Genomic DNA, 21,438 nt, shown 5'->3' with positions numbered 1-21,438 from the left:
GGAGATCTGGGTCACCCCGGTCAATCCGGCCACCTTCACCGGGGTGGTGCGGTCGGTATCGGTGCCGTCGCCGAGTTGCCCAGATTGGTTGTAGCCCCAGGCCCACACGGTGCCATCCGTGCGCAGTGCGAGACTGTGGTAGAGGCCCGTGGCAGTCTCGGCCACCTGGCTGAGTCCGGTCACAGGCACCGGGGAGGGCTCGCTGTCCGTCGTCCCGGTGCCCAACTGCCCCCAGAAGTTATCGCCCCACGCATTCACGGTCGAGGTGCCACTGGAGGCCGCCGCCGGGCTCGCCGGACCGAGGACCGCCACTGCGGGAGCGCTCACGGCCAGCACCAGACCGGCCGCCGCGGCACGCATCCGACCACTGGGCGTCCGGCTTCTCAACCGCCCACCCACCGTCTCCACGTCACCAGAGCCGGGCGAAGCTCCGGCCATCAATCCAGCCATGGGATGTGCCCCTCGTGATCAGCGCAGTCATTGGTGTTCGCTGCGGATGTTCCTCGTCGCCGCCGGACCGGCTGTGCGTCGGATCGCCGGGACGGAGACGGAGACCCCTTCCGATGCCACTGCCCGACAGACAAGGCAGGCGGCCGAGACCGTCTCCGAACGGCGATCACCGCACAGAGCGGTCCACCATGATCTATCACGCATTGAACCGATATGCGTTTTGCATGACCTGTATGACAGTTACGACTAATCGTCAGTTTTGTGGTGCCGTGACGGTGAAGTCGACGCGGCGAGGTGTTCGCGCAGGCTTTCGCTCCGAGCCGCGGGCCGGCGGCAACAGCTCCCAGGCACCACCTCGGAAGACTCTCCCTCGCCGATCGCTGTGACGCGGGGGTGAGTGACAAACTGGGTGACTGCCGTGTCCGCGGTCACGCACCCTCGATCCGATCACTGCATGGCAAGAGGGTGAGCCGGCTGGTGCCCGTCAGCAGCAGGACGACGCGGCGGCCTTCGGGGCCTCGTCGGTGACGCCTGCGGGAGTGCAGCAGACGGAGGCTGTTTCCTTGGTCAGGCTGTCGGCGTCGGCTTTGACCACGTAGACCTCCCATGGCTCACTGCCGGGACCGGTGACCCACACCTTGTCCTGGACCGCGTAACAGCAGGTGGTGTCGTTCTCCTCGAACGTCGCGAGACCGGCTTCCTTGAGTCGGTCGGTAGCGGCGGTGACCTGACTGCTGTCTTCGACTTCTACGCCGAGGTGGTCCATGCGGGTCGGTTCGCCGCCCTCGCCTTCCAGGAGCACGAGCTTCAGCGGAGGCTCGGTGATGGCGAAGTTGGCGTAGCCGGGCCGACGCTTGGCCGGCTCGACGCCGAACAGCTTGGAGTAGAAGGCGACGGAGCCTTCCAGGTCGGCGACACGGAGGGCGAGCTGAACACGGGACATGGCGGTCCTCCTGAAGGGGGTGGATCGGACGGGTGGGCTAGGTCAGCGGTGGGTAGCCGAGGGTGGCCGAGATGGCGAACGTGCGGGCCCGATCGAGTCGGGCGTCACTGCGGCAGGCGCCGTCGCAGACTTCTCCGGTGGCCTCGTTGAAGGTCACCGAACCGCGAACTCGACCGGCCTTGCCGGCGGTCTTGCGCATCAGGGCAGAAAGTCGATGGGCCGTCACAACTCTCCTGATTTGATAAGCGTCTAAGTAGCGCGCTGGGCTCAGCTTGCACTCGTGCATAGATATCTGTCAAATTAGAGATATGTCGAAGCAAGAGTTGCCGATCGTGGACGTGGGCGTTCAGGTGGCGGCCGAGGCGTGCTGCGCGCCGTTGGTGTGTGAACCGCTGGACGAGGCCGAGGCGACGGAGCTTGCTCCGCTGTTCAAGGCGATCGCCGACCCGGTTCGGCTGCGCCTGCTGTCGTTGATCGCCTGCCATGAGGGCGGCGAGGCGTGCGTGTGTGATCTGACCGTCGCGTTCGATCTGACCGCGCCGACGATCAGCCACCATCTCAAGGTGCTCAAGCAGGCCGGACTCATCGACTCCGAACGCCGGGGCACCTGGGTCTACTACTGGATCAACCCGAGCGTTCTGGCCCGGATGTCCGCCCTGCTCAGCCCCGCGTCAGCTCTGGCCGGCACCCCGGCATGAGCACGGGCAAGGCTCCCAGCCTCATCCGGCGTGCTTTCGCCGAGTCTCTCGGCACGGGCCTGCTGGTCGCCGTCGTGGTCGGGTCCGGGATCATGGCCGCGCGCCTGTCGCCTGACGTCGGTGTGCAACTGCTCGCCGACAGCGCAGCCACGGCCGCCGCCCTGCCGGTCATCATCGTGCTGGTTGGTCCGGTCTCCGGGGCGCACCTGAACCCGGTGGTGTCCCTGGTGGACTGGTTGCTCGGCCGCCGAAACCGTGCCGGACTCGGCGCACGGGATGTGGCCGCCTACCTGCCTGCGCAGATCATCGGCGGTATCGCCGGCGCGATGCTCGCCAATGCGATGTTCGACCTGCACGCCGTGAGTGTGTCGACCCATGACCGGTCATCGCCTGGTTTGTGGGTGGGAGAGGTCGTCGCGACGGCCGGCCTCGTCGCCCTGGTGGTCGCCTTGCCGCGACAAGGGCGCGCGCATCTGGCCCCGCCGGTCATCGGCGCCTACATCGGGGCCGCGTACTGGTTCACCAGCTCGACCAGCTTCGCCAACCCCGCCGTGACGATCGCCCGCGGATTCTCCGACACCTTCGCCGGGATCGCCCCCGCGTCCATCCCCGGGTTCATCGCCGCCCAACTCGTCGGCGCTGCGCTTGGTGTCGTCCTCGTGACCAGCCTCTACCCGACGCGACGGGCCAGCGTCGACCGTGAACCGGTCACGCAGAACCCCGCACGCCCAATCTCCTCCCACGAGGCGCCACGCGCCACAGCCCAAGTCCAAGGAGCGCTTGTGTCCGACATCCCCGAGGTGCTGTTCGTCTGCGTGCACAACGCGGGACGCTCCCAGATGGCCGCCGCCCTGCTCGACCACCACGCCCAAGGCAAGGTCCGCGTCCGCTCCGCCGGCTCGGCCCCCGCCGACACCATCAACCCCGCCGTCATCCAGGTCATGGAGGAACTCGACCTGGACCTGACCAAGGAGTTCCCCAAGCCCCTGACCACCGAAGCGGTCCAGACCGCCGACGTCGTCATCACCATGGGGTGCGGAGACGCCTGCCCGATCTTCCCCGGCAAGCGATACCTGGACTGGGCACTCGATGACCCCGCAGGCAAGCCGGTCGACCAGGTCCGCCCCATCCGCGAAGAGATCGACAAGCGGGTCCGCGAACTCCTCGCCGAACTCGTCCCCGCCCACTGACACCGACTACGGCCATCGGGCATCCACACACAGCAGATGCGCCAAGGCGCCCCCTGCCTCCAGCGAGGTCAGGGGGCGCTCATTGACCGTCCGTTCCCTGAGATGCTCAGCCGTGTTGCCCGGCGCCCATCAGATGCTTGGTGAGGGCAGGGTTATGGAGATGGCGCTGCTTCACCTGCTGCACGAAGGAGTCGATGCCGGCCATCTTCTTGCTGATCTTGTCCCCATTGCCCCCTGTGGCGACGACGCCGGTGAAGTTCTCGTTCTTACTTCTGACGATGCCGCCGGAGGTTGAGGAGCTCTGAGTCTTGGTCACCTTCGCGGGAACGGGATGGCGCCCAAACGCGACTCCTTCGGGACCGGCCCCGTAGGGGAAGTAGATGGTGTCGTCGATGGCGTCGGCGGCGACATTGATCACCGACACCGTGTTGCTGTCGTGATTGGCCACGTAGACCTGGGTGCCGCTGGTGTTGATCCACATCCCCCTGGGACCGATTCCGACGGGGATGGTGGCGACGACGGCGTTGTCGGCGACTCTGATCTTCGAGACGTTGTTGCTGCCGTTGTTGGTGACGTAGGTGAAGGCGCTGTCCAGCGTGATCGACAACCAGGTCGGACCGGTTCCGACGGGGATGGTGGTGACGGCGTTGTCAGCGGCGTTGATCTTCGAGACGTTGTTGCTGCCGTTATTGGCGACGTAGACGAAGGCGCCGTTCGGCGTGATCTTCACCCCCCGAGGAGCGCTCCCGACGGGGATGCTGAGGACGTCGACGGTGTTGGTGGCGACGCTGATCTTCGTGACGTCGTTGCTGACGCTGTTGGAGACGTAGGCGAAGGCGCCGTTCGGCGTGACCGCCACTGACTCGGGAGCGGTCCCGACGGGGATGGTGGCGACGATGGCGTTGGTGGCCACGCTTATCTTCGTGACGGAGTTGCTGCCCTTGTTGGTGACGTAGATGAAGCGGCTGTCCGGCGTGATCCCCACTCCGTTGGGAGCAGACCCCGGGGGGAGGTGGATGACGGCGACGATTCTGTTGGTGAAGGTGTCGATCTTCGTGACGTTGTCGATGCCGGCGTTGGCCACGTAGTAGAAGGCGCCGTTCGGCGTGACCTCCGACCCGATCGTATTGGCCCCGGGAGGGAGGGGGATGGTGGCGACGATTTTGTTGATCGTGGTGTTGAGCCTCGACACGGTGCTGTTGCCGTTGTTGTTGACGTAGGCGAATTCTCCCGGCACGGGCTTCTGCCCGGCCAGAGCGGGCCCAGCCACTGCTGCCGGCGGCGCCAGCCCGATCGCGATGGCGGCCGCGGCCACCAATGGCCGGATTCGGAATCGCCCGCGCTCTTGACGCCCTCCGGGCAGCTTCGGACAACGATTCTGCGCCGTATTTCTCTTCCAACGCGCAAGCATTCGGATCTCCCAAATCGATCGACGATGACAGGCCCGGTTGTACGCCTGCACGGCATTGCGCATTGGGAGGAGACGCGCCGACTTGTGCCCTTGTGGTCGGTAACTGGTCAGTGCATCGATGTGACGGCGGTTGGGTCAGCCTGGGCCGAGACGGAGTTGACCACGGCTATGGAACATCGACTCTGAGGCACAGGCCGAGTCCTTGGCTCCACCCATACGAAAGCCCAGCTCAGGGTTACTTTTCCCGACCTGGGCTTTGATCGTTGTTCGGCCTTCTCCGGCCTCCGTGCCCGTTGCGTGCCCCGAACTTCAGGCCTGAGAAATGTATGGAAGGGTCCAGGCCGTACGGGCAAGAAGGTATGTCCTGTCCTTCCGGCAAGGGAGCCCCTTGCATGATCGCTGTCCCCGATGCCGCCTCGGTGGTCGATCCCGAGCGGTTCGGCACCGTCTTCGACGCGCACTACGAAGAGATCCGCCGCTACATCGGACGGCGCCTCGACCTCGACATCGCCGAGGACCTGGCCGCAGAGACCTTTCTGATCGCGTTCCGCCGACGCCACCGGTTCGACCCGCAGAAAGGCATGATCCGGCCCTGGCTGTACGGCATAGCCACCAATCTGATCGGCCGCCATCGGCGGAGCGAGTTACGCCGCTACCGCGCACTGGCCCGAACGGGGCCACCGACGGACGATGACCGCCACGACCAGCGGATCGTCGACCAGGTCAGCGCGGGGACGACGGTCGGCCGGCTCTCGGGGGCGCTGGCGAGACTGTCCCCCGGCGAGCGAGACGTGGTCCTGCTCATCGCGTACAGCGGCTTGACCTACGACGAGGTCGCCGCAGCACTCGGGATCGCCTACGGCACGGTGGCCTCCAGGCTCAACCGGGCCAGGACCAAGCTGAACGAATCGTTGAGATGGGGCCCTGAATGAATGAGTTCAAGCTCATCGACACCGCCATGCCAGACGCACCTCCTTCCGATCCCGAACAGACGGCCGCGGTCAGGGCCAGGGTGCTGAGGGGCTCGCGGACGCGACGACGGTCCGGGAAGCCGGCGGCGGCGGCCCTGGCGGCCCTGGCCACGGTGACGGTGATCGTCGCGATCGTGGGGATCCCCCGTCTGACGGGGCCCTTTCCGGCCTCTCCGGCAGACCGGCGGGAATCCTCATCGGGGCGGTACTGGCGAGTGATCATGGAGGAGAACAGGCTCTGGCGAACAAGCGGGAATTACTTCCTACGGCAGCGCCTCAGCCACGTCCAATGGCGACGCACAGGCCTCGTCGACGAAACAGCAGCATGGGGTCCTGAAGCGAATCTGGTAGACGAAAAGCGGTTCCTCAGTTCGGAACCGGCCACCGCCGCCGATCGGAGAGCGTGGAAGCGCGCGGGTTCCCCCGAGTCCTGTGAATACCTGAAATGCCGAGCCGCCGACCTGCGCGTCGGCCAGACCAAGTTCGACCTGTTGCCTGGGAGTTGGTTCTGGCAGAACGGTTTTTCCGGGCCTCCATTGACGAACCTGGATCCCATGAAATTGCCCGGCGATCCCTCAACGCTGAGGTCCGCGATCCTCCGTTTCTGGCCCGAGGGTGACCACCCGGAGAAAGCCTGGGACGTACCCGCGAAGGACATGCCGACCAAGGACGATTGGCTCTGGGGGACGAGCACGGACATCCTCACGCAGTTGCCGATCTCCTCGGCGACGCGTACCGCCTTCTATCGCATGCTCACAGAGCTTCCCGGCGCACGGGTGATCCGTCGCTCAGGCACCGTGACGATCGCCCGGGCACTCCAGGACGGCTATCTCGAACAGCATGTCGTCTTCGACCCCGCTACGGGAAAGTTGTCGGCCCTCGAGTACGTGCTGCTGAAACGAGACCCGGCGCGGAGAGGCGGCGCGGGCGACTTCTCCAGCCTGCCGAAGGGCACCGTGATCGATCAGCTCACGTTCACTCAGATGGGCTGGACCGACGAGGATCCAGGACTTCCCCAGGGCTGCACGCTCCGGGAGCAGCAGACCTGCGGCCCCTGAAGCATTGCGGATTGCGCAGGGTCGAGCAGGGAAGACGATCAGTGCGCTGATCCGCGTTTCCGCTGGTGGGGCAAGATCGGCGTACGTCTTTGCCCGCAGGAGGTCAGGGGTTCGAACCCCCTAGGCTCCACCCGAAACGCGTGCGCTGAGTCGGGCTTCGAGGCCATCGAGGATGGCTTGGAGGCCGAACTGGAAGGTGTTGTCGGGGGCCGTGGCGTAGTCGGTGACGGCTGTGTCGAGGCGGGCGCGCAGCCGTGGGAACTGCGCCGCGATCTCGTGGGCCTTTGCCATGCTTTCGTGCATCAGCGCCTCGGCGTTGCCGCCGTCGCGGCCGAGCTTCTTGGCGAATGATGCGGCTGCGGCCGGGACGAGGGCGTTGCCGAGCACGAAGGTGAAGACGATGGCTGCTGCCTGATCGGCCTGCGCCATGGTGAATCCGGCCGCCTCGTAGATGGCGAGGCCGTGGTCGTCATGGCGGGCCTTGCCGGGGCCGAAGATCATGTACGAGCCGAAGGCCTGCACCAGCCAGGAGTGGCGGGTGAGCATCGTGTGCAGGTCGGTGGCCATCTGTGTGGCGGCCGTCCGCCAGTCGGTCGTGGCCAGGTCGGGCAGCGCGATCTGGTGCCACACCTCGTCGCCGGCGAGGGTGATGAGGTTGTCCTTGCTGCCCACGTGCCAATAGACGGCGGTGGCCGCGGAGCCCAGCCGCTTGCCCAGCGCGCGCATGTTCAGGCCTTCCAGGCCTTCGTCGTCCAGCAGCTCGATGGCTGCCTTGACGATCTGTTCGCGGGTCAGCGTGTCACGCGGCATCCGCCCACAATATGCCACCCGACTCGTTTTTGCACAATGTTCAAGAGGCCACTTGCACAACGTTCAAGTATGAATTAGCGTCCTACTTGAACGCAGTGCAAGTCGCTGAACGGAGAATGAGATGTCACAGAACACGCTGGCGCAGTTCGTCGACACGACGGCCACCAAGTTCGGCGTTCCCGGCGTCGCCGTCGGGGTGTGGGTGGGCGGGAGGGAGCTGTACGCGTGTCACGGCGTGACGAGCGTCGACAACCCGCTGCCCGTCGACGCCGACACGCTGTTCGTGCTGGGATCGGTCACGAAGTCCTTCACCGCGACCGCGCTGATGCGCCTGGTCGCTGAGGGGCGGGTCGAACTGGACGCGCCGGTGCGCCGGTATGTCCCCGAGTTCAGCCTGCCGGATGAGCGGGCCGCGGCGGAGATCACCGTGTCGCAGCTGCTCAACCACACCGCAGGGCTGGACTGGAGGATGAGCGTCGAGACCGGCGAGGGGGATGACGCCCTGGCCGCGTATGTGGAGAACATGGCCGAGTCGGAGCTGATCGCACCACCTGGGGCCCGGGCCTCCTACAGCCAGGTGGGGTACAACCTCGTCGGGAGGATCATCGAAAAGGCCACGGGTCTGACCTATGAGCAGGCCATCGCCTCGCTCCTGTTCGAGCCGCTGGGGCTGTCGCACAGTTCCTTCGCGACCGGTGACGTCATGACCCGGCGGTTCGCGGTGGGGCACAACCTCAGCGAGGACGGAACTCCGGTCGTCGCCCGGCAGTGGAAGGACACCCGCGCCAACAACCCCGGCGGTGGCGGCGCGTCCTCGGTGGCCGACCAGCTTCGATGGGCCCGGTTCCATCTCGGTGACGGTCGCGCGGAGGACGGTGCCCAGGTGCTGCCCGCCGAGGTGCTGCAGCGGATGAAGGAGCAGACGGTCGAATTGCGGGGCAGCACGCTGGGCGACGCCTTCGGCATCTGCTGGTTTCTGCGTGACGTGGATGGTGTGCGCACCGTCGGGCACGGCGGATCAGCCAACGGCCAGTTCGCCGAGCTTCTCATCGTGCCCGAACGGGACTTCGCCGTCGTCGCGCTGTCCAACGCGGGCCCAGACGGGGGCCTCGCCTTCAACCAATCCGTCGTGCGATGGGCGCTCGAGCACTATCTGGGGGTGGTCGACCGGGACCCGGAGCCGCTTCCCTATGACGAGGCCCGAGCCCGGGAGGTTGTCGGGAGCTACGAAAACGACATGATGACGCTCACCATCGCCACGAATGGGACCGGATTGACGATCGAATGCGGGATCAAACCGGAAATCCGCGCGGCCACGGACACCGAACTTCCCCCGGATCTCCCGCCGGCCGATCTCGGCCTGCTGCCCGGCGACACCGACGAATACATCGTCACCAGCGGCGCCCTCAAGGGCCAGCGCGGCTTCTTCACCCGCGACGACGACGCGGTCGTCGGAGTAGACCTCGCCGGCCGGTGGTCCAAGCGCGTCTCGGCGGCCTCCGAATAGCAGCGGTCGGGCTGCAGGTCGGGAGCGTGATCGTCGTGCTGTCAGCCTAGGCTCCACCCGGCAAAAAGCCCCGTTTCTGATCAAGAAACGGGGCTTTTTGTGCCATTAGCTCTCCGAACCGTGGGCTGCCAGGACCATGAGTGCAGGTGTCGTTAATCAGTTGTCGCCGCCATGCGCGTCGCCGATGATTGCGGCTATGGCGACGACCCGACGAGCCGACATGTTCACCGCGGACGGCAAGCCGTCTGACGACGACCCCCGTGAGAACGGACCGACGTTGGGCGACGAGCGCACGACGCTGGTCGAAGCCGTGCGCTTCGGACGCCTCACGTTGGAGATGAAATGCGCAGGTCTTGATGCGGAGGCCATGGCGCGGCGTTCCGTTGAGCCGTCGACGATGTCGCTCCTGGGGCTGGTGCGACACCTGGCCGAGGTGGAGCGTGCGACGTTCCGGGTGATGATGGCGGGACAGGACGTGCCCCGACTGTTCACCTCCGAGACCGACCGTGACGGCGATTTCGATGGTGCTGTTCCCGACCCTCAGGTGGTTGCGGAGGCGTGGGACGCCTGGCGTGCGGAGGTGGACTTCGCCGAGCGGTTCGTGGCCGAGGCGCCCAGTCTCGACATCACCGGCGACGATCCCTTGAATCAGCATGGCAGCGGTGGAGGGGCGATGTCGCTGCGCGAGGTGCTGGTCGGAACGATCTGGGAGTATGGCCGCCACATGGGTCACGTCGACCTGTTGCGCGAGCGGATCGACGGACGCATAGGCCAGTAATGATCACGGGTAGGGTGCGCCGGCCCCGTTGAGGTACAGCCGCCCTGGTCCGCGCGCGAAGCCCGTGTTGACCGCCCGACGAGATCGCGGTCGCGTTACGGCTATCCGCCGACGGGCTCGGGCTCGGGCGTTCCGAGAGGGATGTCGCGCATGCCGCGCAAGGGTGAGAAGAACAGCCACAGTCCCGCGCAGCAGCCGCCGATCACGGCGATCCACAAGGTGGTCCGAACGCCGAGGGCGGTGGCGAGCGCGCCGCCGGCCAGGCCGCCCAGCGGCAATGTGCCCCAGTTGATCCAGCGTGCGGCGGCGCTGACCCGGCCGAGCATGTCCGGCGGGCAGGCGGCCTGGCGGTAACTGGTCAGCGAGATACCCGCGACGGTGGAGGCGAAGGTCCACGAGATCCAGCCGAAGCCGAACAGCAGCACCCACCAGCCGTGCCCGGCCAGCGGGATCAGCAGGCCGGGCAGTGACAGCACGGTCATCGAGATCCAGCTGATCCGGGCCGAGCCGACCTTCCGGGCGAGATACCGCGCCGCCATCCCGCCGGCCATCCCGCCGACGGCCCCCAGCGCCAGCAGCAGCCCGACCAGGCCAGGACGCAGATGCAGCGTGCGGATCAGGAACACCGGGCCGAGGGTCTCCACCATGATGACGAAGAAGTTGGCTGTGCCGTTGAAGGCCACCGAGTTCCGCAGGATGGGATCGCGGGTGACGTAGGCGAGTCCCTCACGGATCTGTGACCACAGCCTGGGCCGCGGGTCGGCCTCCGCTCGGGGTCGGCGCGGCTCGCGGGTACGGATCGCTGTCAGCGAGCCCGCCGACAGCGCAAAGGAGAGAGCGTCGGCGGCCATCGCGCCTGCGGCGCCGACCACCGTCACCAGTCCTGCGCCCAGACTGGGTCCGGCGATCTGCCCGACCGACCGGGAGGTGGCGAGCTTGCCATTGCCGTCCATGAGCTGGGCGCGGTCGAGCAGCACCGGCAGATAGCTCTGATAGGCCACCGAGAAGAACACAGAGAAGACGCTGGAGAGCAGCGCGACGGCGTAGAGCTGGGCGAGCGTCAGCGCCCCGACGGCGTGCGCCAGCGGCACCGAGCCGATCACCAGGAACAGCGCGAGGTTGCACCAGATCATCAGCGGGCGCTTGGCGACCCGGTCGACTATGGCCCCGGCCGGCAGCGCCACCAGCAGGTAGGCACTCGTCTCCGCCGCCGCCAACAGGCTGACCTGGAGCGCGGAGGCCTCCAACACCACGACGGCGACCAACGGCAGGGCGAGGACGGTGACCTGCGACCCCATTTCGCTGACCGTCTGGCCGCCCCATAACAACAGGAACTCGCGATGACGCCAGATCGAGGGACGCTTTCCATCGTCATCGGCCATCCGACCGATGGTGGCACAGCCGCAACCCTGTCCATGCCGGGGGCGCGTCGCCTCACATTCCCGGCAGTTGTTTCGTCGGACTACTGGGCCACCGGGTCGCAAGGCTCAAACACCGCCGAGACCGCGAAGGGAGACCTCGCCATGCCCACGCGCACGCCGGCTCTCGCGCACGCTCAGATGGTCGTCATACCTCGCGCCGCCCATCGAAGACGCGCAGCGATCAACGGTGCACCGGCCGGCTTTCTCAACGGAAGCTCTTGAAGCAAACCCCCTGAAGGAGGGCTCATGTTCGCCGTTTACGCGACGATCACCATCTTCGCCTCGCTGTTGTACGGCAGCGCCGCCGTCGTCTACCTGATCGGCCATGAATTTCCCAAGGCTCAGCTGGACATGAAGCGCTTGCCGCGGTCGTGGGCACCGGTGTTGGGCATGTTGTTGGCGGCGGGCTCTTTGGGACTGTTGGGCGGGTTCGCCCTGCCAATGCTGGGGACACTGGCTGCCGCCGCCCTCGTGCTGTATTTCATCGGCGCGCTCCTTGCGCACCTGCGCGTGGAGTCTCACAATCTCGCGAACTGGGCCGGATTCTTCGCCACTTCGGTGGCCGCATTGGCCGTGGACCTGCTCTACCACTGGTCGTGATCCGTGGCGAATCCCGCAACATCTCTTAACGCCGGGATTCACAAAGGGATGACGTGTCAGTCCAGGTCGAAGTGGCGGGGTCCGATGTCCTGGACCGCCCGGACGTAGGCGCGGGCCATCGGAGTCTCACGGTCGGTGCGCCAGACCAGGCCCCACCGGGCGCGCGGCGCATCGTGAATCGGCACGAAACTGATGCCGGGGCGGCGCGGGTAGTAGCGGAGCGCCTCGGCGGAGACCAGGCACACGGTTCGGCCGGTGACCCTCGCCATGGTCTCCTCCCAGTTGCCGACCGCGGGACCGCGCGGGATGGGACGGCCGCCAGGCGTGTGGGTCGGAGAGTGGATCTGCACCCAATAGTCGGGAATCGAATCGAGACCCTCGAAACCCAGCAGCACACAGTCGCCGAGCTCCTCCATCGACACGGAAACGCGCTGCGCGAGCGGATGCGTATCCGCGGTCATCAGAACCTTCGGCTCTGTGATCACGACCGGGCCGAGGGTCAGGTCCGGCTCACTCGCGATCATTTCCCGCAGACCCTCGTCATCCGCAGGGAACCAGCAGGTCTGCAGGTCGACCTCGCCGGCCCGCAACGGCGCCAGCGGTTCGATGAAGCCCACCTCGCGAAACGTCAGCCCGCATTCGGGATGGCGCGCCCTGAATGCGGTGGTCACCGGCATGAGGTCGTGGGCCTGCGGACCTATGACACCGACCGTGAGGCCGGCGACCGCGTCACGGGTCTCCGCCTTGGCGCCCTCGATGCCCTCCTCGATCAGCTGATACCCGGCCTTGAGGTCGCGGTGCAGGCGCTCGCCGAGCGGGGTCAGCCGCACGTTACGGCTGTCGCGCACGAACAGGTCGCCGCCGATCGCGCGTTCCTGCTTCTTGATTGCCTGGCTGACCCGGGCCACCGACACGTGCAGGCGCTCGGCGGTACGGCTGAAGTGCAGCTCCTCGGCCAAGACCAGGAAGATCTCGATGTCCCGAAGCTCCACGACCCCGCCCTCGATCTTTAACGCACGGGTTAAAGACTATAAACCACGCTGACACGCTGGAAGGGCCGTCGAATTCGATCACGCGGTGGTCTGTCACTCGTGCCCGTCGCGTGCCCGATGGGGCGGTGATCGAGGGGACCAGCGGGGACGCGATCAGGCGTCTGAGCGGCGGAAACGCAGGCTGACTCTTCGAAGGTGGTCAGCCTTCGAAGGACTGATGGCCCAGGGCGTCCAGGAACTCGAAATTCGCCGCTGTGGCCGAGCCGGGCTGCGGCCGGAAGATCACCAAGCGGTGTCCGGTGGTGGAGCTGAGCACGAAGTCACACTGCACGTCCAACTCCCCGGCATACGGGTGGATCAACTTCTTGCGAGTGGACCGCAGGGGGATGACCTCCATGTCGTCCCAGTAGCGGGAGAACTCCTCGCTGGCTTCGATGAGGTCGGCGATGAGCCGTCCGCTGACGGGGTCCTGACCACGGTGAGCGCCGGCGGCCCGCAGGTCGGCCGCGTAACCTCGCCCGATCGCCTCGTGTTCCTCGGGCACGTTGAGGGCACGCGAGTCCGGATCGGTGAACCAGCGCCAGGTCACGTTCCCCAGGCGATCGTCGCCGAGCGGCCAGGGGCCTACGAGCGCGCGGCTGAGCCGGTTCTGCGCGAGCATCGTGTTCAGGTCGTCGCCGATTTGGGCGGGCACCGTGGTCAGCGCGTCGAGCAGGAACATCATCGCCGGGTCGACATAGCCGCCGGTCGCGCCCATCCGGGGCGGCGGATAGCCCGCCAGGTCATAGAGGTAGTCGCGCTCGTCCACCGACAGCCGCAACGCCCGCGCCAGGCTCGCCAGCATCGCCTCGGAGGGCCTGGCGTTGCGGGACTGCTCGAGCCGTTCGTAGTAGTCCACGGACACGTCCGCCAGCAGGGCGACCTCCGAGCGGCGCAGGCCCGGCGTCCGCCTGCGGCCGCCGGGAACGAGGCCGACGTCGGCCGGCCGGAGCGCCTCACGACGCGCCCTGAGGAAACCGCCCACGTCGCCGTGTTTCACGTGCACTCACTCCTGGATTGCGCTCATCGCGACCGGCGTGTAGCGCTCGCCCGCCACGGCGCCGGCGGGCACCGCTTCGTCGAGCGCCGCAAGTGTCTCGGTGTCCAGCACGAGGTCTGCCGCGGCGACGTTGTCTTCCAGGTAGACCCGGCGCTTGGTGCCGGGGATCGCGGTCACGCCCTGCGCCAGCACCCAGGCCAGCGCCAATCGACCAGGCGCGACACCACGATTGTCGGCGATCGCGCGGACCCTGTCGACCAGCTGGAGGTTGTGCCGCAGGTTCTCCCCCGCGAACCGCGGGGCCGTACGGCGGAAGTCGCGTTCCGGCAGCCCTTCCACCGACCGGAGACCACCGGTGAGGATCCCGCGCCCCAGGGGCGAGTACGCCACGAATCCGATGCCCAGCTCTCGAACGGTGTCGAGGACACCGTTGGATTCGACGGTGCGGGTGAACAACGAGTATTCCGTCTGCACCGCGGAGAGCGGCGCGGCGGCGTGAGCGGCGCGGATGCTCTCCGCAGACGCTTCGCTGATCCCCAGGTAGCGCAGCTTTCCTTCGGTGACCAGTTCGCCCAGAGCGCCGAAGGACTCCTCCAGCGGCACATTCGGGTCGACCCGGTGCAGGTAGTACAGGTCGATGCGGTCCGTGCCCAGGCGGCGGAGGGATCCTTCGACGGAACCACGCAGATAGTCCGGCCGCCCGTTCGGGCCGCCGACGATCTTGCCCGTCTCGTCGAGGGTCACACCACCGCCCTTGGTGGCCACGACGACCTGGTCACGGTGGGCCGACACCGCCCGCCCCAGCAACTCCTCGCCGCTGAACGGTCCGTACATGTCCGCGGTGTCGAACATCGATACACCAAGCTCGATCGCCCGATGCACGGTGGCGAGGGCTTCCGCGTCGTCCGGAGTGCCGTACATCGCGGTCATGCCCATCGTGCCGAGGCCCTCGACTGAGGTCACCAGGCCCTGGCCGCCGACCGGATGTGTGTTCATGCTCATGGTGTGCTCGTCCACTTCCCCTGCTGGGCCGCCCGTTCGGCGACCGCATGAGAAGCATGGAGCCGTGACGTGAACCTTCCAGCGTCCTGCTTAACCCCGTCCTCGCAGGACGACGCTCCACACTCTCTTGTCGCGCTTGGTGTGCGTTGCGTGCCTACTCGGGGTGTCCCGGGGAGTCGGTGGTGTGCCGATTCCCCGGGATCACGCTGATCAGCGGACGGTGACGGTCTTGGTGGCGGTGGCGGAGGTGCCGCCGCCGCCGGTCGCCTTGAGGGTGAACGTGTAGGTGCCCTTGCGGGTGGGCGTTCCGGACAGGGTGCCGCCGGTGGCCAGCTTCAGGCCGGGCGGGAGTGTCCCGGACGCGCGTGTGACCGTCGGCGCGGGTGTCCCCGTCGTCGGGAATCGGTAGATGAAGTACTTGCCGACCAGCGCGATCGGTGGGGTTCCCGCGGTGAACTTCGCCGGGATGTAGGCGATGACGGTCGCGGAGGTGCCGGTGCTGCCTCGGCCGTTGACGCCGGAGATGTTGCAGGTCACCTTGTGACCGGCATCGGCCGTCACCGGTGTGTAGGCGGAGGTGGTCGCACCGGTGATCGCCTTTCCGTCTCGCGTCCAGCTGTACTTCACCGAGGTGGCGCCGATGAAGGCGGCCTTGCAGGTCAGCTTGGCGCCGACGATCCGGGTGCCGGTGATCGCCGCTTTGGCGGTCAGTGTCGGCGGCCCCACCTTTGCCAGCGTGTGGTACTGACCGGCCGCGACCTCGATCACCGAGCTCAGCCCAGGTACGGTGACCGGGCTGTAGCGGTGGGTGGTGGTGCCGTCACCGAGCTGCCCGTTGGAGTTGTCGCCCCAGGCCATCACGGTGCCATCCGAGCGCACCGCGACACTGTGCCAGGCGCCCGCGCTCACCCGAGCGACGTTGGTCAGCCCTGGCACGGTGGCCGGCCCGAAGTCGTACTGAGTGCCGTTACCGAGCTGCCCGTAGAGGTTGAAACCCCAGGCCCACACCGTGCCGTCCGAGCGCAACGCGAGGCCGTGGTCGCGGCCGGCGGCGATCTGGGTGGCCCCGGTCAACCTGGCCACCTTCACGGGGGTGGTGCGGTTCTTGACGGTGAGGTCACCGAGCTCCCCCTCGGTGTTGTTGCCCCACGCCCACACGGTGCCGTCCGAGCGCAACGCCAGACTGTTGAGAAAGCCGACCGCGATCTGGGTCACCTTGGTCAGGCCGCTGACCGCGACGGGGGTTCTGCTTGTGACGGTGGTGCCGTTGCCGAGTTGCCCGGTGTGGTTGTAGCCCCAGGCCATCACGGTGCCGTTCGAGCGCAACGCGAGGCTGTGGTACTCGCCGGCTGCGATCTGGGTGATCCCGGTCAACCCGGCCACCTGTACGGGAGTGGTGAGGTGGGTGACGGGGCCGTTATTGATCGGCATGCTGTTGTCGCCCCAGGCCCACACCGTGCCGTCCGAGCGCAACGCGAGGCTGTTGGAGCCACCCGCTGCGACCTGTACGACGCCGGTCAGGCCAGACACCCGCACAGGTGACGAGCTGGACTTCATCGTCCCGTTGCCCAGCTGGCCGAAATCGTTGTTGCCCCACGCCCACACGGTGCCGTCCGTGCGCACCGCCAGGCTGTGGAAACTACCGGCGGCAATCTGAGCCACCTGCGTCGGCGCGGGCAGAGCGACCGGGGAGGGTTGTTCGCCCGTCGTCCCGTTGCCCAACTCCCCCGAGCTGCCTTGCCCCCATGCGTACAAGGACGAGGTGCCGCTGGAGGCCGCCGCCGGACCCGGCGCTGCCACTGCGAGAGCGCTCACGGTCAGCACCACACCGACCGCCAGGGCACGCACCCGAGCGCCTGGCCCCCACCTTCGCAACCGCCCACCCGCGTCCGCCGAAACAGAGCCGGGCGAAGCCTCAGCCGTCAGACCAGTCATGCAACGTGTTCCTTCATGATCGGCGCAGTCGATGGTTCTCGCTGCGGTTGTTCCTCGTCGTTACCGGACCGGCCATGCGCCGGATCGCCGTGCCGGAGAGGGGCTTCCTTTTCCATCCACTGTCTCGACGGACAAGGCAGGCGTTCAGGCCATCTCCGGATCGCGATCACCGTGCGAACCGCTTCACTATGATCTATCACGCCTTAAGGCGATATGCGGTTTACATGACCTGTAGGCCAGTTATGACCAATCGTCGGTTTTGTGGAGCCGCGACGGACGGGATCACCGTCTGGACGTCAGGCCACCCGGACGCCCCGGGGACACGCGACGACGCGCTGACCTGGTGACTCGGAGCACCCTGCGAACTCTCCGGGCCTGAGCCCTGTCTCCTGGCCTTCACTAAGCGAAACGCCCCGTTTCTGATCAAGAAACGGGGCGTTCGTCGCAACATCCGATGACCTTCGCCGCGCATCACGTGGCCGGTCCGGCTACCTCGTCCCGATGTCTCGGCTCTCACCCGCCGAGGTGAAGAAGCGCCTGAGTTCGGCTGCCACGACATCCGGACGGCCGGCCGGGTTTCGCTTGCTGACATCACCCGACGCATCATGATCGAGCCCAGGGAACTCGATCCGTTCGACGTTGGGAATGGTCTTCTCCAGGCCGGACAGCGCAGGCTTGAGGAAGGGCAGCCCCTTGCTTCCGCTGAGCAGGAGCACTTCAGCCTTCACGTCGGCGAAACGGTCCAGGGTGTCGGCCATCTCGGCCAGCAGCACGCCTTCGTAGTGGAGAGTCGGGGCGAGCATGCGCATGGTCGCGTCGCCCGGCTTGGCGTTCTTGTCCTCGCTCTTCAGCAGCAGGCCGGTCAGCCAGGCCAGCAGCCCTCGCGGCATGATGTTCATGATCGGCGGCCCGAGCCGAAGCCCGAGCATGCTCGTCACCAGTGCGGCTGTCACCTTGCCTTCGGCCATTTCCCGATCGAAGCGGTCGACCCACCCGGTCAGCTGCGGGATGTCCTCCAGAAACAGCGCCGGTTCGTAGACGGCGGCCTTGTGAATCGCCGGCAACTCGCGTGCCGCCTCGAGCACGGCGATACCGCTGGCGCTGACGCCGAAGACATAGTGGGCACCCGTCTCGTTCAGAACGGCGTCGAGGTCTTCCACTTCCTTCCGCACGCTGTAGTCATCACCGTACGGCCCGCTTTGGCCGCGGCCGCGACGGTCGGGAAGGTGGACGGTGAACGCGTCGGCCAACTCTTCGGCCATGGCCATGTGGTTTCTGGCCGTCTCCATGGAGCCGTGCAGAAGCACGATGCCCGGGCCGTCCCCGATGGTGTGGAAAGCGATGCGGGTGCCGTCGTCGGAGGTGACGAAGCTCGTGGTGAGTTCCGCCGTCTGAGGCCGTTCATTGGTGGTCATCACAGAGTCCTTCTGAGCGGTAGTGGCCGACTTCTGAATAGTGTCAAAGATACTAGTTTCTTGTCAACTAGTATCACCGTCGATAGTATGGAGACATGACCACTCCTCGTACGGGCTCACCGCTCGCCCTGACCGTCCTCGCGCTGTTGCAGTACAAACCGCTGCACCCGTACGGGATCCAGCGCCTGATCAGACAGTGGGGTAAGGACAAGGTGGTCAACGTGGGCCAGCGAACGAGCCTCTACCGGACGATCGACCGCCTCACCGCAGCCGGCCTGATCGGGGTGCGGGAGACGGAGCGGGACCAGGCATACCCGGAGAGGACGGTGTATGAGATCACCGATACGGGACGCGCCGTGGCCCGCGAGTGGCTGCTGGACATGCTGGCCACGCCCAAGCAGGAGTTCCCCGAGTTCCCAGCGGCGCTGTCTCACCTGCTGATGCTCGCCCCGCAAGAGATACACGACGCCCTTGATCGGCGCGTCAGAACACTGAGCGAGGCACTGGCCACACTGGACGCCGAAATGAGCGCTGAAACCGGACACGGCCTTCCCCGCATCACCATGCTCGAAGCCGAATATCTGCGCGCCGTCTCGGCGGCTGAATTGCAGTGGCTTCGCTCGGTGACGGACGATCTGCGTAGTGGCAACCTGACCTGGTCGGCCACCGACCTCCTGGCTTTCGCCGAAATCCCGGAGTGAAATCCATGAGCCCTTGCTTCTCCAGGAAAAGGCGTTTGCGCGCGGCTTCGTGATCAGCTTCGTCGAGCCTCGACTACGGCGGGCACAATTGCAAGCAGGAAATCAGAGGTTCTAGGCTCCGCTCACACGGGGACCCGGGTCGGGGCGGCGATCACGCTTCAGGTTGCACCCCCGCGCCGGCCGGCAGGCACACCCTGAGCCATCGCGTTTTCGCCGGCGGCCCGACTATCGGGCCGGGTCCGGATCAGTGACGTTGAGTGGCCGTTCGAAGAACGTCTCCAGCACGATGATGGTCTGGGTGCCGGTGACACCGTCGACGTCGAAGACGCGGCGCAGCACAGCCTGCAACTGCTCCGGGGTCGAGGTGCGGATCTTGACCAGGAGCGACGCGGACCCGGCGATGATGTGGGCTTCCTGGATCTCGGGGATGGCCGCGAGGGCGTCGCGGGTCGGTGGGTCGCCCATCCACGCGTTGGACTGCAGCATGACGAACGAGAGCACGCCGCGGTCGACGGCGGCCGGATCGACGTCGATGGTGGTGTGCCGGATGACCTCGCGTTCGCGCAGCTTGCGCACTCGCTCGTGGGCCGATCCCGCCGACAGCCCCACTGCCTTGCCGAGGGCCGCGTAGGCCTGTGTGGCGTCGGCCTGCAACGCCGCCAGCAGCGCCCGATCTATGTCGTCCACCGCACCCCTACTCGTAGAACGTCAACTAGCCAAGTCGCCTAATAACCATACTACATTCGGAGATGCTAGCGTTCTACCGAACTTCAATCAGCTCACGATGAGGAGCCTGCGATGGTCGAGACCATCCCCGCCCAGTTCCAGGTGCTCGACGAACGCTTCCGGTACATCGACGGCGACTTCGTCCTCGAACGGTTGCACACCGGCTCGCGCAAGACCGAGGGCCCGGCGTACTTCCCGGCCGGGCGCCACCTGGTGTGGAGCGACATCCCCAACGACCGGCTCCTACGCTGGGACGAGACCACCGGCGCCGTCGGCGTCTTCCGCCACAGCTCCGGTCATGCCAACGGCAACACCATCGACCGGCAGGGCCGGCTCATCACCTGCGAGCAGGGCAACCGGCGCGTCACCCGCACCGAACACGACGGCACCGTCACCGTGCTGGCCGACCGGTATCAGGGCAAGCGACTCAACAGCCCCAACGACGTGGTCGTCCGCGCTGACGGCACGATCTGGTTCACCGACCCGAGCTACGGCATCTTCAGCGACTACGAGGGCGACAAGGGGGACAGTGAGTTCGGCGGCGCCTGCTACGTGTTCCGCCTCGACCCGGCCACCGGTGACCTGCGAGTGGTCGCCGACGACTTCTGCCGGCCCAACGGCCTGGCCTTCGCACCCGACGAGCAACGGCTGTACATCGCCGACACCCGGCAGGAACCCAGCCACATTCGCGTCTTCGACGTCACCGCCGAGGGCGCCCTGACCGGCGGGAAGATCTTCGCCGAGTGCGACAACGGACGCTTCGACGGTCTCCGGGTGGACGACGCCGGACGGGTATGGGCGGCCGCCTGGGACGGCGTGCACTGCTTCGACACGGACGGCACCCTCATCGGCAAGCTTCTGCTGCCCGAATCGGTCGCGAACCTCACTTTCGGCGGTCCCAAGCGCAACCACCTCTTCATCACCGCGGGGACCAGCGTGTACACGCTTCGGGTCACCGTCAACGGTGCCCGCTACCCTCAGCCGGCCGGAACCGAGCGGTCATGAACGACGTCACGACCGCCGAGCGAACCCGGCGGCACATCGCCCGCGACCTGGGCGTCGACTCCGACTTCGACGCCGGCCGCGAGATCGAGCGGCGAGTCGCATACCTCGTCGATTCATTGAACGGCGCCGGGACCGCCACGCTGGTGCTGGCCGTCAGCGGCGGCGTCGACTCGGCCACCGCGGGCCGGCTGTGCCGGCTCGCGGTCGAAAAGGCGCGCGGCGCGGGAAGCGAAGCCGTCTTCGTGGCCATGCGACTGCCGTACGGCGTCCAGCGCGACGAGCACGACGCCCAGGCCGCGTTGGCGTTCGTCCGTCCCGACCGAACTCTGACCGTCGACATCCAGCCGGCCAGCGACGCGAGCCTGCGGACGCTGCTGGCCGGGGGCCTGACCCTTGCCTGACGCCATCCAGCAGGACTTCCTCCTCGGCAACATCAAAGCCAGGCAGCGAATGATCGCCCAGTACGCCGTCGCCGGGGCGCTCGGGGGGCTGGTCGTCGGCACCGACCACGCCGCCGAGGCGGTGACCGGATTCTTCACCAAACACGGAGACGGCGCCGCCGACGTCGTGCCGCTCGCCGGTCTGACCAAGCGGCGCGTACGCGCGATCGCCCACACGCTGGGCATGCCGGGCACGTTGATCCACAAGACTCCTACCGCCGACCTTGAATCCCTTCGCCCCGGCAGGCCCGACGAGCGGGAAGCGAGGCGTCCGATTTCTGCCAGCGGCCGTCGCAGCTAGTGGAGAGAGTCTTCGCGACGCAAACCGGCGCAAACCGGCGTGGTA

The 21,438-nt window shown here is 66.9% G+C and carries 21 protein-coding genes and 1 pseudogene; 10 read left to right on the top strand and 12 right to left on the bottom strand.

Annotated features, from left to right (window positions below; translation table 11 throughout):
- The 3 genes from Pmi06nite_RS10360 to Pmi06nite_RS10350 all read right to left on the bottom strand — a co-directional run.
- A partial coding sequence (locus tag Pmi06nite_RS10360; protein WP_373317283.1) for an RCC1 domain-containing protein occupies positions 1–360 on the bottom strand: 360 nt, incomplete at its 3' end.
- A 574-nt stretch (positions 361–934) separates the two neighbouring features.
- Positions 935–1,393 carry an ArsI/CadI family heavy metal resistance metalloenzyme gene (locus Pmi06nite_RS10355; RefSeq protein ID WP_203952680.1) on the bottom strand — a complete coding sequence of 153 codons (459 nt, stop codon included), beginning with the start codon at positions 1,391–1,393 and terminating at the stop codon, positions 935–937.
- A gap of 37 nt (positions 1,394–1,430) precedes the next feature.
- Complete coding sequence (locus Pmi06nite_RS10350; RefSeq protein ID WP_203952679.1) at positions 1,431–1,592, bottom strand: hypothetical protein; 162 nt, start codon at positions 1,590–1,592, stop codon at positions 1,431–1,433.
- Between the two features lie 109 nt (positions 1,593–1,701).
- Between Pmi06nite_RS10350 and Pmi06nite_RS10345 the strand changes: the two genes are divergently transcribed.
- Both Pmi06nite_RS10345 and Pmi06nite_RS42850 read left to right on the top strand, forming a co-directional pair.
- Positions 1,702–2,091, top strand: coding sequence for an ArsR/SmtB family transcription factor (locus Pmi06nite_RS10345; RefSeq protein WP_203952678.1), 390 nt, complete (start codon positions 1,702–1,704; stop codon positions 2,089–2,091).
- Positions 2,088–3,281, top strand: a complete 1,194-nt coding sequence (locus Pmi06nite_RS42850) for an aquaporin (protein ID WP_203952677.1) — start codon at positions 2,088–2,090, stop codon at positions 3,279–3,281. Before Pmi06nite_RS10345 ends, Pmi06nite_RS42850 begins: the two co-directional genes overlap by 4 nt.
- Before the next feature lie 106 nt (positions 3,282–3,387).
- Here Pmi06nite_RS42850 and Pmi06nite_RS10335 read toward each other — a convergent pair whose 3' ends face one another.
- Positions 3,388–4,596, bottom strand: coding sequence for a beta-propeller fold lactonase family protein (locus Pmi06nite_RS10335; RefSeq protein WP_203952676.1), 1,209 nt, complete (start codon positions 4,594–4,596; stop codon positions 3,388–3,390).
- A 488-nt stretch (positions 4,597–5,084) separates the two neighbouring features.
- Between Pmi06nite_RS10335 and Pmi06nite_RS10330 the strand changes: the two genes are divergently transcribed.
- Positions 5,085–5,624, top strand: coding sequence for an RNA polymerase sigma factor (locus tag Pmi06nite_RS10330; RefSeq protein ID WP_203952675.1), 540 nt, complete (start codon positions 5,085–5,087; stop codon positions 5,622–5,624).
- Positions 5,625–5,884: 260 nt separating this feature from the next.
- Positions 5,885–6,721, top strand: a complete 837-nt coding sequence (locus Pmi06nite_RS10325; protein ID WP_203952674.1) for a hypothetical protein — start codon at positions 5,885–5,887, stop codon at positions 6,719–6,721.
- 120 nt (positions 6,722–6,841) lie between these two features.
- Here Pmi06nite_RS10325 and Pmi06nite_RS10320 read toward each other — a convergent pair whose 3' ends face one another.
- Positions 6,842–7,531, bottom strand: a complete 690-nt coding sequence (locus Pmi06nite_RS10320) for a TetR/AcrR family transcriptional regulator (RefSeq protein WP_203952673.1) — start codon at positions 7,529–7,531, stop codon at positions 6,842–6,844.
- 121 nt (positions 7,532–7,652) lie between these two features.
- On the opposite strand from Pmi06nite_RS10320, the gene Pmi06nite_RS10315 reads away from it, so the two are divergent.
- Positions 7,653–9,038, top strand: coding sequence for a serine hydrolase domain-containing protein (locus Pmi06nite_RS10315; protein ID WP_203952672.1), 1,386 nt, complete (start codon positions 7,653–7,655; stop codon positions 9,036–9,038).
- Positions 9,039–9,234: 196 nt separating this feature from the next.
- The gene (locus Pmi06nite_RS10310) at positions 9,235–9,816 is read left to right on the top strand and encodes a DinB family protein (RefSeq protein ID WP_239113792.1); all 582 of its coding nucleotides are present in this window, start codon (positions 9,235–9,237) and stop codon (positions 9,814–9,816) included.
- Between the two features lie 101 nt (positions 9,817–9,917).
- Here Pmi06nite_RS10310 and Pmi06nite_RS10305 read toward each other — a convergent pair whose 3' ends face one another.
- Positions 9,918–11,198, bottom strand: a complete 1,281-nt coding sequence (locus tag Pmi06nite_RS10305) for an MFS transporter (protein WP_203952671.1) — start codon at positions 11,196–11,198, stop codon at positions 9,918–9,920.
- Positions 11,199–11,483: 285 nt separating this feature from the next.
- Between Pmi06nite_RS10305 and Pmi06nite_RS10300 the strand changes: the two genes are divergently transcribed.
- On the top strand, positions 11,484–11,837 hold the full coding sequence (locus Pmi06nite_RS10300) for a DoxX family protein (RefSeq protein WP_203952670.1): 354 nt from the start codon (positions 11,484–11,486) through the stop codon (positions 11,835–11,837).
- 56 nt (positions 11,838–11,893) lie between these two features.
- Here the strand turns inward: Pmi06nite_RS10300 and Pmi06nite_RS10295 are convergent, their stop codons facing one another.
- The 5 genes from Pmi06nite_RS10295 to Pmi06nite_RS10275 form a co-directional block, all read right to left on the bottom strand.
- A complete protein-coding gene (locus Pmi06nite_RS10295; RefSeq protein ID WP_203952669.1) occupies positions 11,894–12,829 on the bottom strand; it encodes a LysR family transcriptional regulator in 936 nt (311 codons plus the stop codon).
- 199 nt (positions 12,830–13,028) lie between these two features.
- On the bottom strand, positions 13,029–13,868 hold the full coding sequence (locus tag Pmi06nite_RS10290) for a helix-turn-helix transcriptional regulator (RefSeq protein WP_203952668.1): 840 nt from the start codon (positions 13,866–13,868) through the stop codon (positions 13,029–13,031).
- A 6-nt stretch (positions 13,869–13,874) separates the two neighbouring features.
- Entirely contained in the window at positions 13,875–14,870 is a 996-nt protein-coding gene (locus Pmi06nite_RS10285) for an aldo/keto reductase (protein WP_308442489.1), read from the bottom strand.
- Positions 14,871–15,080: 210 nt separating this feature from the next.
- On the bottom strand, positions 15,081–16,685 hold the full coding sequence (locus Pmi06nite_RS10280; RefSeq protein ID WP_203952667.1) for an RCC1 domain-containing protein: 1,605 nt from the start codon (positions 16,683–16,685) through the stop codon (positions 15,081–15,083).
- Between the two features lie 608 nt (positions 16,686–17,293).
- Positions 17,294–18,220 carry an alpha/beta fold hydrolase gene (locus Pmi06nite_RS10275; protein WP_275409557.1) on the bottom strand — a complete coding sequence of 309 codons (927 nt, stop codon included), beginning with the start codon at positions 18,218–18,220 and terminating at the stop codon, positions 17,294–17,296.
- Positions 18,221–18,315: 95 nt separating this feature from the next.
- Here Pmi06nite_RS10275 and Pmi06nite_RS10270 point away from each other — a divergent pair, with 95 nt between their 5' ends.
- Positions 18,316–18,921, top strand: a complete 606-nt coding sequence (locus Pmi06nite_RS10270; protein WP_203952665.1) for a PadR family transcriptional regulator — start codon at positions 18,316–18,318, stop codon at positions 18,919–18,921.
- A 225-nt stretch (positions 18,922–19,146) separates the two neighbouring features.
- Here the strand turns inward: Pmi06nite_RS10270 and Pmi06nite_RS10265 are convergent, their stop codons facing one another.
- Complete coding sequence (locus tag Pmi06nite_RS10265) at positions 19,147–19,608, bottom strand: Lrp/AsnC family transcriptional regulator (RefSeq protein ID WP_203952664.1); 462 nt, start codon at positions 19,606–19,608, stop codon at positions 19,147–19,149.
- 111 nt (positions 19,609–19,719) lie between these two features.
- Between Pmi06nite_RS10265 and Pmi06nite_RS10260 the strand changes: the two genes are divergently transcribed.
- Together Pmi06nite_RS10260 and nadE are read left to right on the top strand one after the other, a co-directional pair.
- Positions 19,720–20,652 (top strand): SMP-30/gluconolactonase/LRE family protein, encoded by a 933-nt coding sequence (locus Pmi06nite_RS10260; protein ID WP_203952663.1) that lies wholly within the window; start codon positions 19,720–19,722, stop codon positions 20,650–20,652.
- Positions 20,649–21,348: pseudogene (gene nadE, locus Pmi06nite_RS10255) on the top strand (NAD(+) synthase); the annotation flags it as partial. The gene Pmi06nite_RS10260 and the pseudogene nadE, both read left to right, overlap by 4 nt.
- Positions 21,349–21,438: the final 90 nt, after the last annotated feature.

This window comes from Planotetraspora mira, from assembly GCF_016863275.1.
GTDB classification, from domain to species: Bacteria; Actinomycetota; Actinomycetes; order Streptosporangiales; family Streptosporangiaceae; genus Planotetraspora; species Planotetraspora mira.
The sequence above is the reverse complement of the archived record's forward strand: the minus strand, read 5'-3'. Positions and strand labels throughout refer to the sequence as shown.

What these genes read in the sequence shown, in the direction of transcription:
- Pmi06nite_RS10355 (WP_203952680.1), bottom strand. Translation starts at nt 1,393, where the DNA reads ATGTCCCGTGTTCAGCTCGCCCTCCGTGTCGCCGACCTGGAAGGCTCC.
- Pmi06nite_RS10350 (WP_203952679.1), bottom strand. Translation starts at nt 1,592, where the DNA reads ATGCGCAAGACCGCCGGCAAGGCCGGTCGAGTTCGCGGTTCGGTGACC.
- Pmi06nite_RS10345 (WP_203952678.1), top strand. Translation starts at nt 1,702, where the DNA reads ATGTCGAAGCAAGAGTTGCCGATCGTGGACGTGGGCGTTCAGGTGGCG.
- Pmi06nite_RS42850 (WP_203952677.1), top strand. Translation starts at nt 2,088, where the DNA reads ATGAGCACGGGCAAGGCTCCCAGCCTCATCCGGCGTGCTTTCGCCGAG.
- Pmi06nite_RS10330 (WP_203952675.1), top strand. Translation starts at nt 5,085, where the DNA reads ATGATCGCTGTCCCCGATGCCGCCTCGGTGGTCGATCCCGAGCGGTTC.
- Pmi06nite_RS10325 (WP_203952674.1), top strand. Translation starts at nt 5,885, where the DNA reads ATGGAGGAGAACAGGCTCTGGCGAACAAGCGGGAATTACTTCCTACGG.
- Pmi06nite_RS10320 (WP_203952673.1), bottom strand. Translation starts at nt 7,531, where the DNA reads ATGCCGCGTGACACGCTGACCCGCGAACAGATCGTCAAGGCAGCCATC.
- Pmi06nite_RS10315 (WP_203952672.1), top strand. Translation starts at nt 7,653, where the DNA reads ATGTCACAGAACACGCTGGCGCAGTTCGTCGACACGACGGCCACCAAG.
- Pmi06nite_RS10310 (WP_239113792.1), top strand. Translation starts at nt 9,235, where the DNA reads ATGGCGACGACCCGACGAGCCGACATGTTCACCGCGGACGGCAAGCCG.
- Pmi06nite_RS10305 (WP_203952671.1), bottom strand. Translation starts at nt 11,198, where the DNA reads ATGGCCGATGACGATGGAAAGCGTCCCTCGATCTGGCGTCATCGCGAG.
- Pmi06nite_RS10300 (WP_203952670.1), top strand. Translation starts at nt 11,484, where the DNA reads ATGTTCGCCGTTTACGCGACGATCACCATCTTCGCCTCGCTGTTGTAC.
- Pmi06nite_RS10285 (WP_308442489.1), bottom strand. Translation starts at nt 14,870, where the DNA reads ATGAGCATGAACACACATCCGGTCGGCGGCCAGGGCCTGGTGACCTCA.
- Pmi06nite_RS10275 (WP_275409557.1), bottom strand. Translation starts at nt 18,220, where the DNA reads ATGACCACCAATGAACGGCCTCAGACGGCGGAACTCACCACGAGCTTC.
- Pmi06nite_RS10270 (WP_203952665.1), top strand. Translation starts at nt 18,316, where the DNA reads ATGACCACTCCTCGTACGGGCTCACCGCTCGCCCTGACCGTCCTCGCG.
- Pmi06nite_RS10260 (WP_203952663.1), top strand. Translation starts at nt 19,720, where the DNA reads ATGGTCGAGACCATCCCCGCCCAGTTCCAGGTGCTCGACGAACGCTTC.